This is a genomic window from Actinoplanes sp. NPDC000266 (assembly GCF_042899005.1).
Lineage (GTDB): Bacteria > Actinomycetota > Actinomycetes > Mycobacteriales > Micromonosporaceae > Actinoplanes.
Genome location: NZ_JBIAZI010000009.1, coordinates 208,315 through 222,150, shown reverse-complemented (window position 1 = coordinate 222,150; position 13,836 = coordinate 208,315). Strand labels below are relative to the sequence as shown.

The 13,836-nt window shown below is 71.6% G+C and carries 9 protein-coding genes; 4 read left to right on the top strand and 5 right to left on the bottom strand.

The window, feature by feature from the left end:
• Window positions 1-838: 838 nt before the first annotated feature.
• Genes ACFY36_RS34105 through ACFY36_RS34090 form a run of 4 tightly spaced genes read right to left on the bottom strand, consistent with a single transcriptional unit; the run spans window position 839 to window position 5,609 of the window.
• Window positions 839-1,564: a class I SAM-dependent methyltransferase gene (locus tag ACFY36_RS34105; protein WP_499750030.1), complete on the bottom strand. Its 726-nt coding sequence runs from the start codon at window positions 1,562-1,564 to the stop codon at window positions 839-841.
• A gap of 60 nt (window positions 1,565-1,624) precedes the next feature.
• The gene (locus ACFY36_RS34100) at window positions 1,625-2,818 is read right to left on the bottom strand and encodes an aminotransferase class V-fold PLP-dependent enzyme (RefSeq protein ID WP_499750029.1); all 1,194 of its coding nucleotides are present in this window, start codon (window positions 2,816-2,818) and stop codon (window positions 1,625-1,627) included.
• A gap of 38 nt (window positions 2,819-2,856) precedes the next feature.
• Window positions 2,857-4,164 (bottom strand): pyridoxal-phosphate dependent enzyme, encoded by a 1,308-nt coding sequence (locus tag ACFY36_RS34095; RefSeq protein ID WP_499750028.1) that lies wholly within the window; start codon window positions 4,162-4,164, stop codon window positions 2,857-2,859.
• Window positions 4,161-5,609: a type III PLP-dependent enzyme domain-containing protein gene (locus ACFY36_RS34090; protein WP_499750027.1), complete on the bottom strand. Its 1,449-nt coding sequence runs from the start codon at window positions 5,607-5,609 to the stop codon at window positions 4,161-4,163. Before ACFY36_RS34090 ends, ACFY36_RS34095 begins: the two co-directional genes overlap by 4 nt.
• A gap of 188 nt (window positions 5,610-5,797) precedes the next feature.
• On the opposite strand from ACFY36_RS34090, the gene ACFY36_RS34085 reads away from it, so the two are divergent.
• From ACFY36_RS34085 to ACFY36_RS34075, 3 genes are read left to right on the top strand one after another with little or no spacing between them, the layout of a single operon-like run.
• A complete protein-coding gene (locus ACFY36_RS34085) occupies window positions 5,798-6,859 on the top strand; it encodes a YibE/F family protein (protein ID WP_499750026.1) in 1,062 nt (353 codons plus the stop codon).
• Between the two features lie 30 nt (window positions 6,860-6,889).
• Window positions 6,890-8,923: a glycerophosphodiester phosphodiesterase family protein gene (locus ACFY36_RS34080; protein WP_499750025.1), complete on the top strand. Its 2,034-nt coding sequence runs from the start codon at window positions 6,890-6,892 to the stop codon at window positions 8,921-8,923.
• Window positions 8,924-8,932: 9 nt separating this feature from the next.
• Complete coding sequence (locus ACFY36_RS34075; RefSeq protein WP_499750024.1) at window positions 8,933-9,907, top strand: aldo/keto reductase; 975 nt, start codon at window positions 8,933-8,935, stop codon at window positions 9,905-9,907.
• On the opposite strand, the gene ACFY36_RS34070 is transcribed toward ACFY36_RS34075, so the two are convergent.
• Window positions 9,908-10,744: a class I SAM-dependent methyltransferase gene (locus ACFY36_RS34070; protein WP_499750023.1), complete on the bottom strand. Its 837-nt coding sequence runs from the start codon at window positions 10,742-10,744 to the stop codon at window positions 9,908-9,910. It lies immediately after the preceding gene.
• Window positions 10,745-10,844: 100 nt separating this feature from the next.
• Here ACFY36_RS34070 and ACFY36_RS34065 point away from each other — a divergent pair, with 100 nt between their 5' ends.
• On the top strand, window positions 10,845-13,823 hold the full coding sequence (locus ACFY36_RS34065) for an ATP-binding protein (RefSeq protein WP_499750022.1): 2,979 nt from the start codon (window positions 10,845-10,847) through the stop codon (window positions 13,821-13,823).
• Window positions 13,824-13,836: the final 13 nt, after the last annotated feature.

The window sequence follows — 13,836 nt, the reverse complement described above, 5'->3', positions numbered from 1 at the left end:
GTTTTCAATTATTATCGTCTAATGGCAAGAATCTGATGTATGCACGTCACCCGTGAAAGAGCCGCCGAGACGACGCAGGGCGCGGGACGTGAGGTGTCGCGGAGAGCGGCACGGGCCAGAGGGAGGGCGGCATCGGGCAGCGCGGCTGCGGGAGGTCGGGCTGCGGAAGGTCGGGCCGCGGAAGGTCGGCCTGCGGAAGGTCGGCCTGCGGAAGGTCGGCCTGCGGAAGGTCGGCCTGCGGAAGGTCGGCCTGCGGAAGGTCGGGCCGCGGAAGGTCGGCCTGCGCGGGGGCGGGGCGCGCGGGGGGCGGGGCGCGCGGGGGCGGGGCGCGCGGGGGGCGGGGCGCGCGAGGGCCGGGCGCGCGAGGGCCGGGCGCGAGGGCTCCATCGGGCAGCGCGGAGCGCGCGAGGGCGGGACAGCGCGAAGGTGAGGCACGCGAGGGCAGCGCGGCACAGCGCCAAGGCGAAACACCCGAGCGCAGCGCGGCACAGCGCCAAGGCGAAACACCCGAGCGCAGCGCGGCACAGCGCCAAGGCGAAACACCCGAGGGCAGCACTGGGCAGCGCGAGACGGCGCGAGGGTGCGGAGTTGCTGGGGCGGGCCGCGGCCAGAGCTGGGGTGGCGCGGCGCGACGCGGTGTGAGGCGGGAAGGCTGGGCGTGAGACGGCGCGGGAACCAGAAGGCGTGAGGACGGACAAAACCTGCGTGAACGGGTCAAGCTAGACACAAGGCCCGGCGCGAAGCTCGGGGTGCGGGCCCGCGTGGCGTGAAGGCGGCCGCGGGCGGCGCGGTGGGGTGCGCCGCGTGCGGGCACAGACACAGCGGGGGCGGGCGACTGTCAGGTGCGGGCGGCCAAGGCTGCGTGGCGGCCGTCGCGCCATATGAGGCCTGACTCGGTGAAGCCGGCCTCCCTTGTCGCGGCCACGTGCCAGGCGACGTTTCCGGCGAAGTTGGCGGGGGTCCGGTTGCGAAAGATGTCGGCTCGGGCTGCCATCAAAGCGCTGAACTCGCCGGCCTCCGACAGGTCGTTCCACCACTGGACCCAGGCCATCTCGGCCGCCGCGTCGCCGGGGGCCGGGTCCATCGCTCGCATCACCGAAGGGAGACCGTCGTCGGGCATCAGGTCCGCCACCACCAGCAGGCCGCCGGGGGCCAGCACCCGGCGGCATCGGCGGTAGAGGGCCCGGATGGCCTGCGGTGGCAGATAGTGCACGGTCATCACGGACGTGATCAGGTCGTGTCCGCCGCCGGTCAGGCCGGCCCATGAAGCCGAGTCCAGGTCGGCGTCGATCACCGCCACGCCGGCGGCGCGGGCCAGTGAGAGCAGGACCGGGTCGAGGTCGACCACCGCCACGCGGCATTCGGGCCAGCGGGACGACATCCGTTCGGCCAGGACGCCCGGGCCTCCGCCCAGGTCGAGGCAGCGCCGCGGAGAGCCACCGCGGACCGCCTCGACCGTGGCGGCGATGGCCGACTCGAGGCCGGCCATGCCGGGGACGAAGCCGGTCATCACCTCGTCCCACGTGCGGCGCCAGCGATCGGAATCGAGCACGGTCGACGGCATGGGCCCCATCCTCGAATGCCTAACGGAAACGACACCCATTTCTATCAAATGGATGCCCCGTCAGCGGTCAAGGGCCGCCAGCGCGTCCAGGAGACGATCCACCTCCTCGACCGCGGTGTAGGCGTGCAGGCTCACCCGTACGGACGAGGTCTTCTCTCCCTGATCTCCCTGGCAGTGACCGTCCGCACGGACCAGGAGCCCCTCGCTCTCGAGGATGAAGCCGAGGTCGTTGGAGGAGATCGCGCGGTGCCGGAACGTCACGATGCCCTGCCGGCGCTGCACCATCGAGGCCGCCGAGAGGCTCTCCTGGCACCCGAGCACCTCGTACGAGGAGAGACGGTCGAGGCCGTCGGTGAGGCGCGCGCCGAGCGCCCGGCTCCAGCGCGCGACGCGGTCGAGGCCGGTCCGGTCGAGCCAGTCCATGGCGGCGGCCAGACTCACGATGCCGCTCGTGTTGGGCGAGCCCCGCCACCCGGCGGGCTGGAAGGCGGGGCCGCGCTTGTTGGCCGCCCAGATCGCGCCGACGCCGGGCAGGGCCATGGCCTTGTGACCGGAGAAGACCACGAAGTCGACGTCGAGCGGGGCCACCGACAGCGGCATGTGGCCGAAGCCCTGCGCCGCGTCCAGGCAGATCGCCACCGACGGGCCGACCGCCCGGCGCAGACGGTGGATGTTCATGTCGTTGCCGTACACATGGTGCACATGGGTTGCGGCGACGAGCCGGGTCCGCGGGGTAAGAAGCGCCCGCAGCCGGTCGATGTCGTAGTCGTACGCGGCGTCGTACGGCATGGCCCGGACCACGGCGCGGGCCGACGAGGCGGCCTCCAGCCAGGGCACGATGTTGGCGCTGTGGTCGGCGAACGGCACGATGATCTCGTCGCCCGGGCGCAGCTGGGGGACCAGCCAGTCGCGGGCGACCGCGCGCAGCCCCTCCGTCGTGCCGCTCACGAAATGAACACCGGACGTGTCCGACTTGTCGCCGAGGAACGCTCGCAGCTGATCACTGGCCTGAGCGATCCGGTCGGTCGTGCGGTTGGCCCAGGGATAGGTGCCGCGGGCCGCGTTGGCGTTGCCGGTGGTCAGATAGTCCATCACCGCGTCGAGGACCGCCTGCGGTTTCTGCGAAGTCGCGGCGCTGTCCAGATAAGCCACCCCGGGATGGGCCACGAGCTGCGGGAACTGCGCCCGCACCCCGGCCTGCCAGGGCAGCAGCTCGCGAATGGTGTCAGTATGCCCGTCCGACCACCCCACCACCGCCCTTGACCGGACTAAAGACTCGCCTTTGCCGATCATCAGTCACGCACCAGGGAGGCGCCGGCGTCGCGCCAGGCGATGACGCCGCCGGCCAGCGATCGCACGTACGGATGGCCCATCCGGCTCAGCAGCGCGGCGTACCGGGCCGATTTCTCGCCGACCGGGCAGACCAGCAGCACCGGCTGCCGCCGGCTGAACGGCAGTCCACCGTGGAGCAGCTCGTCGAAGACCTCGTCGACGATGTTGATCGAGCCGGCGATGTGCTGGGCCTGGAAGGCGTACGGGCTGCGCAGGTCGACGACGAGGCCCGGCCAGCGCTGGGCCTCCGGCACCTCGATGGCCGGCGCGGCCGCCACCTCGGCCTCGGACAGCGCGCGGTGGTCGTTGCGGCGGGCCGGCCGGCCGAACAGCGCGGGCCGCCGTTCGCGCAGGTAGCTGAGGTAGCTCTCCATCCGGTCGCAGACGATGAAGACCGCCGTACGGCGCTCGGTCAAGGTCGGATCGAGCGCGCGCAGATGGCGTACGGCACCCTGAAAGGCTCCTCCACCGGTCGGCCCGGCCGGCGTGCCGCAGCGCCGGATCAGCGTGAGCATGCCGTCGATGGCCTCGTCGGCGCTGATCGTCTGGAGGCCGTCGTAGACGCCCGGGTCGAACAGGCCCACCTCGTGCACCTCGTCGATCGTGCGGATGCCGGGGATGAAGTCGCTCTTCTGAGCGACCAGACCGATCACCTGTACGTCGGGATCGTGCTGCCGCAGGGCACGAGCCACCCCGGTCGACGAGCCGGCCGTGCCCACGCAGGCGAAGAAGTAGTCGGGGGCGCGGCCGTCCAGGTCCTTGACGATCTCGGGACCGGTGCCGCTGAAGTGGGCCTCGACGTTGTCGTCGTTGAAGTACTGGTCGGTGTGCACATATCCGCTGCCGTCGGCCGCGAGCGCCTGGTGCATGCGGGTCAGCGGGTCCTCGGTGTCGGTCGGGTCGAGGCACTCGGCCTGGCCGGGCAGTTCCTCGATCTCGGCCCCGAGCAGCAGCAGGAGATCCTTGACCTCGGGGACCTTCATCCGGTTGGTGACGCTCTTGAACGACAGGCCGTGCATGCCGGCCAGCATCGCGAGCGCCTTGGCCGTGTTGCCGCTGGAGAGCTCGACCACCGTGTCGCCGCGCCGGACGGCGCCGTCCAGCAGCGGGCGGAGCATGCCGAGGGCGGCCCGGTCCTTGAGTGAGCCGAACGGGTTGAGCAGCTCCATCTTGGCGTACAGGTCGATGTTGCGAAGGCCGTGGACGGCCGGATCGACGCGCACCAGCGGGGTGTTGCCGATCGCCTCGGTCATGTCGTCGTATCTCATGATTCCTCCGCGCGCGGGTGGACGGGCCAGTACTGCTCGTCGAGGCACCAGCGCCAGGCGCCGCCTTCGCGGTAGACCGCCACTTTGCGGCCGATCGGCTGGTGCAGGGCCTGCGTGGCGCTGAAGTCCATGAAGTAGCCGGCGGTGTTCACGAAGGCGAGCAGGTCGCCGGGTCGCGGCGTGACCGGGAGGAACACCTGGCGGCGGGTGATCAGGTCGGCTTCGAGGCAGAGATTGCCGAGCAGGTAGAACGCCCCGGGCGGGCCCGATTCGCCGGCCGTGATGACCAGTGGATCCATCAGGACGCCGTGTTCCTCCAAGCTCACATCGCGCGCGTTGCAGTCGAGCCGTACCAGCGGGCCGCGCACCTCGAGCACCCGGGCCAGGACGATCCCGCACTGGTCGAGCAGCGCCCGCCCGGGCTCGATGTCCAGGTCGTACATGGTGTCGAGCAGCAGCGATCCGAGCGGCCGGCGCAGACCGGGCGCCTGCGCGCTGAGCAGCTGGTCGAGATATCCGGCGCCGGAGACCGGCCGGTAGGAGGGGTAGAGCCCCAGCACCCCGCGCAGCGTCCCGGCCTCGTTGCGCAGGCCGTAGCCGTGCCCGTTCCAGGTCATCGGCTCGCGCCGGCCGAGCACGGCCTGTGCCAGTTCGGACGTGTACCGCTCCCACTGCTCGCCGTCGGCCAGGTAGTTGACGCCGAAGCCGCCGCCGATGTCGACCGAGCGCACGGGCAGCCCACGGGCCCGGCACTCCTCGAGGGCGGCCAGGCAGCCCTCCAGCGCGATGGCCTTCTCGGGCCATCCGATGGTGTCGAGGTGATAGGCGACGCCGACCGGCTCCAGCTCCTCGTGGTGCTTCTCCAGCAGGTCGAGCACCTCGGCGAGGCCGCCGGCGGGCACGCCGAAGCGGCTGCGCCGGCTGATCACCTGAACGCCCTGCGAGGCGAACTCGGAGAGCCGGACCATCACCCGCACCCGGGGCAGCCGGTGCTCGGCGACGAGCGCGGCCAGGTCGGTGAGCTCGCCGGGTGAGTCGGCGTTCACGATGACGCCGGTACGGGCGGCCAGCCAGAGGAACTCGCGGTTCTTGGGGCCGGTGGCCATGATCCGCTCGGGGCCGAATCCGGCGCCGAGCGCGTGCTGCAATTCGGCCAGCGAGGCCACGTCGGCGCCGACAAGGGCCGAGGAGGCGGCGGCCAGCCGCCGGAGCAGCGCGGCCGACCGGTTCGCCTTGTGTGCGAAGTAGACACGGCCGCGTAACCGGTGGTGGTGATAGGTCTCCCGAAAGGACTCGACATTCGCTTCGAGCAGGTCGGGAAGAACGATGTTGAGTGGTGATCCGAGGCCGTCCACCAACTGCCTCAGCAGCTCACCCTCGTCGAGAACGGATCGGGCGACCGGTTCGATTCTCGGGGTCAGATAGAGCGGATTCAGATCGGGCACAATGGCGACCTCCCGCTTGGCGGTTTCCCCAACCTAACCGATGATCAGAACACTTTCTATACCCGGAGTGATGAGTCAATCACTCATTCTCGTTTGCGCATGAATAAAACAGATTTGTCAATCCCTCTGTCGTTGATTGAGCACTGATATAAGCAATTGCGCATGTATCCGGGCGCTAATCTTGCGCAGTGGCCGGCCGACACACGCACTCACACGATCAGCTTCCCGCGGCGTCCCGGCGGATCATCGCCGCCATTCTCATACCGGCCGCGATCGCCACCCTGATCGCGATGATCGTGCTCTGGCCGGCCCGCACGACCGCTCCGGCCACCGAGAACAACCGTGTCGAGGGCACGGTCACAGCGATCAACGGCCAGGCGACCGTACGGCTCGACGACGGCCAGGAAATCACCGCGGAAATCGGCACGAAGGTCGGCCTCGGCGACCAGGTGGTCCTGCTCCACACCGGCTCCGACTACGCGATCGTCGACCATCAGCGCAGCACGCCGATGATCTGGCTGCTCGCCCTGACGGTCGCGGTGATCCTGGCCTTCGGGCGATGGCGCGGGCTCACCTCGCTCGCCGGCCTGGCCGTCAGCTTCGCGGTGCTGCTGCTCTTCATCATCCCGGCCATCCTCGACGGCTCACCGCCGCTGCTGGTCGCGGTCGTCGGCGCCTCGGCGATCATGTTCGCGGCGCTCTATCTGACACACGGCCTCAGCACGCACACGTCGGTCGCGGTCGCCGGCACGCTGGCCAGCCTGGTCCTCACCGGGCTGCTCGGCGCCGGCTTCACCGCGGCCATGCGCCTGACCGGCGTCGCCACCGACGACGACGCCTTCCTGTCGGCCACTCTCGGCGGCATCGACATGCGCGGCCTGCTACTGGCCGGGATCGTCATCGGCGCGCTCGGCGTGCTCGACGACGTGACGGTCACCCAGGCGGTGACGGTGGCCGAGATGTCCTCGAGCTCGTCCGGGTGGGCGCTCTACCGCGCGGCGATCCGGGTCGGGCGCGCGCATGTCGGATCGGCGGTCAACACCATCGTTCTGGCGTACGCCGGCGCGTCGCTCCCGCTGTTGCTGTTGTTCTCCACCAGTACGCAGCCCGCGGGCGACCTTCTCACCGGCGAGCTCCTGGCTCAGGAGATCCTGCGTAGCGCCGTCGGCACGATCGGCCTGGTCGCGGCGGTGCCGATCACCACGGCGCTCGCCGTTCTGGCGTCCGGGCGTAACCATCGCTTTACTTAAATGTTTCGTTGGACGCTGAGGCTGGCCTTCATGAGGCCTCATCACGGTAAAGCGACAGCGCTTCTGGCGGCCGGCGCCCTGATCGGCGGCTCTTTGATCGGCGTGACGCCGGCGGCGGCCCACTCCCGGAGCTTCGACCTGCAAGCGCACCGCGGCGGTCTGGGCCTGCGGGTGGAGAACACCCTCGCCTCGTTCGGCAACGCGCTCCAGCTCGGCGTCAGCACCCTCGAGCTCGACGTGCAGATCACCGAGGACGGCCAGGCCGTCGTCACCCACGACCGGCGGGTCACCGGCACCAAGTGCACCGACACCGCGCCGGTCACGGCCGGCGATCCCGAGTTCCCGTACGTCGGCAAATACGTCAACACGCTCACCCTGGCCCAGGTCCGCACCCTCGACTGCGGTTCGAAGACGCTGGCCGACAAGCCCGGCCAGCTCGCCGTGCCGGGCGCCCGGATGCCGCTCCTGAGCGAGGTGTTCGCGCTGGTCAAGCGTTACCGGGCGGACGGCGTCAAGCTCAACGTGGAGACCAAGGTCGAGGCGGGCGCGCCCACCGAGACCGCCCCGCGCGAGCAGTTCGTGCGGGTCACCGCGGCCGAGGTCCGCCGGGCCGGCCTGCTGCGCCAGGTGACCATCCAGAGCTTCGACTGGGGCGCGCTCATGCGGATGCGCCATGTCGAGCCGCGGCTGCCGCTGGTCGCGCTGACCAACTACGACTTCCTCCAGACCGGCCAGCCGGGCGCGTCGCCGTGGCTGGGCGGCATCGACATCGACGACTTCGGCGGCGACCCGATCCGGGCGATCAGGACCTTCGGCGCGTACGCCTTCTCGCCGGTCCACGGCTTTCCCCAGAACGGCACGGTCACCGATCCCGCCTACAAGCCGTACGTGACCCGCGAGATGGTGCGGCACGCGCACGCGTACGGCATCAAGGTCGTTCCCTGGACCGTCGACGACGTGCCCACCATGACCAAGCTCATCGACGACGGCGTCGACGGCCTGATCACCGACTATCCCGACCGCCTGCGGAGCGTGCTCGCACAGAAGGGCTTCAAACTGCCTCGGGGGTACGTCTCGCCGTTCGACGTTCAGGCGCACCGGGGCGGCCGGGCCACACACCCCGAGAACACGCTGCCGGCCTTCGCTCATTCGCTGGCCAACCCGGCGATCTCGACATTGGAGCTCGACACCGGCGTCACCCAGGACGGCAAGCTGGTGGTGTTGCACGACCGGACGATCAACGGCTCGCACTGTGCCGACACGGCGCCCGCCGTCGAGAACGATCCCGAGTTCCCGTACGTGGGCAAACTCGTCCACGACCTCACGCTCGCCCAGATCAGGACGATCGACTGCGGCTCGAAGGTGCAGCCCGGCCAGACCGCGTTCCCCGGCGCCCGCATCCCCACTCTCGGTGAGCTGTTCGCCCTGGTCCGGGGGAGCGGGCGGGCCGACATCCGGATGAACATCGAAACCAAGATCAGCCCGCTGGTGAACGACACCGAGGCCTACCCGGTCTTCACCCGCAAGCTGGTCCGCGAGATCCAAGCCGCCGGCCTGACCCGCCGGGTCACCATCCAGTCGTTCGACTGGCGCACGATCCGGCTGGCCCGCACGCTCGACCGGCGGATCGAGACGGTCGCGCTGGTCTGGCAGTACGGCCCGGCCGAGTGCGCCTCCCTGGCCGACGAGTGCTCGCTGCAGGCCGTCTACGGCGACCCTTCCGTGAAGAGCCCGTGGACCGCCGGTCTCGACTGGTGGCGCTACCGCGATCTGGGCGCGCTGACCCGGGCCGCCGGCGCCTCGACCGTCTCGGCGAACTGGCAGGTGCACGATCCGAACCAGCTCGCCAACGCCAACGAAGACTGGTATCTGCGGACGAACCCGGCGTACTTCCACGGGCCGACGGTCTCGGTTCTCCAGGGGCGCTACGGCCTGAAGGTCGTGCCGTACACCGTCAATGACCCGGGCGTCATGCAGCGGGTCATCGATCTCGGCGTGGACGGCATCATCAGCGACGACCCCGAGTTGCTGATCAAGGTGGCGATCCGGAACGGCCTGCGCTGAACTGAGGGCATGCAGAAGCGAATTCTCGGCAACGGCCTCGAGGTCTCGGCGATCGGATTCGGCGCGATGGGGATGAGCCAGGGCTACGGCTCGTCCCCGGACCGCGCGGAGATGATCGCCCTGCTCCGGCAGGCGGTGGAGCTCGGCGTCACCCTCTTCGACACGGCCGAGGTCTACGGGCCGTACGTCAACGAGGAGCTGGTCGGCGAGGCGCTGGAACCGGTGCGCGACCAGGTGGTGATCGCCACCAAGTTCGGGTTCGCCATCGGCACCGACGGCGTGGACAGCCGCCCGGCGCACATCCGGGAGGTCGCCGAGGCGTCCCTGCGGCGGCTCCGGGTGGACACGATCGACCTGTTCTACCAGCACCGCGTCGACCCGGCGGTGCCGATCGAGGACGTGGCGGGCGCGGTGCGGGAGCTGATCGCCGAGGGCAAGGTCCGGCATTTCGGCATGTCCGAGGCGTCGGCCGCGACGATCCGGCGGGCGCACGCGGTGCAGCCGGTGACCGCGCTCCAGAGTGAGTACTCGCTGTGGTGGCGGCGGCCGGAGACCGAGGTCTTCGGCACGCTGGAGGAGCTGGGCATCGGCTTCGTGCCGTTCAGCCCGCTCGGCCGCGGCTTCCTGACCGGCAAGATCGACGCGTCGACCGCTTTCGATAAATCGGACATGCGCCTCAACCTGCCGCGTTTCTCGGCCGAGGCCCGGGAGGCCAACCAGGCGCTGGTCGATCACGTCGGCGCGATCGCCGCCGGCAAGGGGGCGACGCCGGCGCAGATCGCGCTGGCCTGGCTGCTGGCCCAGAAGCCGTGGATCGTCCCGATCCCCGGCACCCGCAAGCGGGAGCGCCTCGAGGAGAACCTCGGCGGCGCCGCCGTCGAGCTCACCCAGGGCGACCTCGCGGAGATCGAGGCCGCCCTGGCGAAGGTGGCGGTCGTGGGTGACCGCTACACCGAGAGCGCGGAACGCAAGACCAACCTGTAGCTACCGCTTCACACCGCTCACCACCACCATTTCGCACGGCCCGGTGAAGCCGTCCGGCCCTTCGAAGCGGCTCAGCTCCCGCTCGATCTCGGCCCAGGCCTCGGCCCGTTCGGCCTCCGTCAGGCCGGCGAGCATCTGGTGCAGGGCGCCGAACGACTCACGCTCGAAGCGGACGCACTCGGCCGCGCTCGACATGCGCAGCGGCGACGGCACGACCTCGGCCCGTACGTCCTGGAAACCGGCGTCCGTGAAGAGCCGCTCGGCGACACCCGGCCCGCCCAGGCTGAACGGCCCGGGCTGGCCGGGCTGCGGCGGGGGCAGCTGGGCCCGGCGCCGGATGATCCCGACCGGGACGGCGAAGAACCCGTTGCGCTCGGCGGTGGCGTAGACGACAGCGGCCAGCCGCCCGCCCGGCCGCAGCGCGGCGTGCATGCCGGCCAGCGCGGCCCGCTGATCCGGGAAGTAGATCAGGCCGACGCGCGAGATCACGGCGTCGTACGTGCCCGGCTCCACCTCGAGCCGCTCGCCGTCCATCTCGCGGGTCTCGACCGTGGCCAGTCCCAGCTTGCCGATGTATTGCAGCAGGGCCGGCGAGATGTCGGTGGCCAGCACGTGCCCGGTGGGGCCGGCCCGGCGCGCGGCGGCCGCGGTCTGCCCGCCGGCCCCGGCCGCGACATCGAGGACGCGGTCACCGGCGCCGATGGCGGCGGCGTCGAGCATGCGGTCGGTGGCGGCGCCGAGCCAGTCGTCGATGACCGGCCCCCAGCGGTGCCAGGCCTCGGCCGCCTCCTCCCACTGCTGCCGGGTAGTGGTCTTGTAGCGATCCGGATCGAACATGTCTGACCTCCCAGGTCTGCTCACCCCTCTATGCGCCAGATCCCGTCGGATGTCCGCCAGAACCGGTCTGGCACCTTCCACCGGCGGCCAGAATGCGCAGGTGACGCCGTTCATCGGCCGCGACGAGCCGCTGGCCCGGCTGCTGGCCGCCCACCAGGCCTGCCGCCGGGGCGCCCACCCGCGCCGAGCGGAGCTGGCACTGGTCACCGGCGAGGCCGGAATCGGCAAGACCGCACTGCTGAGCCGTTTCGCGGCCGAGGCGGGCCCGGTCCTCTGGGGCACCTGCTGGGACGATGAACGGTCCCCGGCGTGGTGGCCGTGGACCCAGGCCCTGAGCTCCCTTCCGACCATGGACGATCCCCGCCTCGCCGCCATCCTGGGAACGGCGGCCCCACCGGATCCCGGCCTCCGGGCAGACGACCACTCGCGGGCGGCCGTCTTCGCCGCGGTCAGCGAGCTGCTCGATCGGGAGGCCCGGGACGGGCCGGTGGTCGTCGTTCTGGACGACCTCCAGTGGGCCGACCCGTCGTCGGTGCGCCTGCTGCGATTTCTGGCCCGGCAGGCGCGCGCCGGCCCGCTGCTGCTGATCGGCGCCTACCGTCCGGACGAGACTCCGCCGTCGACCGCCGGTGAGCTGTCCGACCTGGCCACCACGGCCGAGCCGATCGGCCTGGCCGGCTTGTCGCCGCGCGAGGTGGCCGACCTGGTGCACACCGTCTCCGGCCCGGCCGCGGCCGAGCGCTGGTCACCGATGGTGCACGAACGCACCGCCGGCCATCCCTTCTTCGCGCGGGAGCTGTGCCGCCTCCTGGAATCCGGCGGCTCACCCGACGACGTCCCGGCCGCCGTCCGCGAGGCGATCGGCCGCCGCCTGTCCCGCCTGCCCCGGTCCTGCGCTCAGCTGCTCGACGCGGCGGCGGTGGCCGGCCCCGAGCTACGCCCGGACGTCCTGGCCGACATGCTCCACGCCGAGGCCGGCGCGGGTTCCGAGGCGGTTGGTGAGGCGATTGCCAAAGCTGTCGCGGCTGGGGTGTTGGCCGGGCGGCCGGCCCGTTTCGCGCATGATCTCTATCGAGAGACGATCTACTCGGCGCTTGACGTGGGGCGGCGGGCCCACCTGCATGAGCGGGCCGGATGGGCTTTGCTCCGGCGGCGGGAACGTGGTGGGCCCGTCTTTCCGGCCGAGCTGGCTCGTCATTTCGCCGCGGCGGCCGGTCGGGTCGGGGCCGGACCTGTCGTGGGCTGGGCGTTCGAAGCCGCCGAGGCCGATGGCGGGCGCTTCGCCTTCGCCGAGGCGGCCGGGCATCTTGCCCGGGCCCGGGCCGCTGTCGACGGTGCCGGCTGTCCGCTCGCCTCGGGTGAGCGCGTCCGGCTGCTGACCGGCGAGGCTGACCTGCGGCTTCGCGCGGGAGAGACCGATGCCGCCCGCGCGCTGCTGGCCGACGCGTGGCGCCTCGCCGTCGCCGACGGCGATGGTGATCTGCTGGGTCGGGTGGCCCTCGGGCTCGACTCGATCGGTGCCCGGTTCGCCATGCCCCGCACCGAGCTCATCGCCGCCCTGGAGACCGCGCGGGCGGCGCTCGACGGGCGCGGGACGCCTCTCGAGGCGCAGGTCACCGCGGCCCTCGCCCGGCAGCTTCAGCATTCGGTGCCGGGGGATCGGCCCCGGGCCGGGCCGTACGCGGAACGGGCCGTTGAGATCGCGCGCCGCCTCGGTGACCCGGCCACGCTGGCCGGTTGTCTGCTGGCCCGGCACGACACCCTGTGGACGCCGGGCACCGGCGCCGAGCGCGCGGCCATCGCCGCCGAGATCGCGCACGCGGCCCGGCGGGCCGGAGACGAGGAACGGCGCGCTCAGGCGCTGCTGCTCTCGGCCAACGCCCATCTGGAGAACGGGTCGGCCGCCTTCCGGGCCGCCTTCGCCGAGTACGCCTATGTGACCGAGCGGCTGCGCCAGCCCCGGCACGACTACTTCCTGCGGATCCGGCGGGCCGCGGTGGCCCTGCTCGACGGGGATCTCGACGGCGGCGAACGGCTGGTCGAGGAGGCGGCCGCGCTCGGTGACGCGGTCGGCGACAGCGACACCGGCAACGTGCGGATGTCCCAGCGGCTCGAGGTCGTACGGGCCCGCGGTAACCCGGACGAGCTGCGCCGCACCGCCGACGAGGCCGTGCGCTGGTGGATCGGCGCGCCCGCGCACGCCCACGCCGTGGCCGCCGGATTCCGGGCCCGGGCCGGCGACCTCACGGGCGCGCGGCGGGAGGCCGACATCGTTCTGGCGCTGCCCGACTGGCGGGCCGACCGGTCCTATCTCTGGTCGGTCTTCGCCGGTGAGCTGGCCGTCGCCGCTATCGCGCTGAACGACCGGCCGCTGTGCGAGCTGCTCCTGGCCGACCTGCTGCCGCTGGCCGGCAGCTGTGTGGTGAACGGGGCCCTGGTCTGCTTCATGGGCGCCCACGACCATCGGATCGGGCTGCTCCAGGCCGCGCTCGGCGACACCGAGGCGGCGCGGCGGTCGCTGTCGGCGGCGTACGACGTCCACATGCGACTGGGCGCGCGGCTGTGGGCGCGGGAGAGTCGCCGGGCGCTGCCACCGGACGCGGCCCTGCGCCGGCGGGGTGATCTGTGGGAGCTGCACTACCGGGGTCGCGACGCCGTGCTGCGCGACGCCAAGGGGCTGCACGATCTCGCCGTGCTGCTGGCCCGGCCGGGGGCCGACGTGCCGGCGGTCGAGCTGGCCGCGGCCGGGCGGCCCGTGGTGCACGACCGGGTCGCGGAGGAGCCTGTGCTCGACCGGGCGGCCGTTCAGGCGTACCGGAAAAGACTGGGTGAATCGGTCGGTGAGGAAGAGAGGCGGCATCTGGTCGCCGAGCTGCGCCGGGCGACCCGGCCCGGTGGCGGCGCGCGGCCGCTCGGGCCGGACAACGCCGAGCGGGCCCGCAAAGCGGTGACGGCCCGCATACGGGACGCGATCAAGAGGATCGAGGCGGTTCTGCCCGCCTTCGGACGGCACCTCGACCGAACGGTCCACACCGGCCACCTGTGCCGGTACGAGCCCGACCGGTTCGGCCAATGTTGATCCACGAATAACG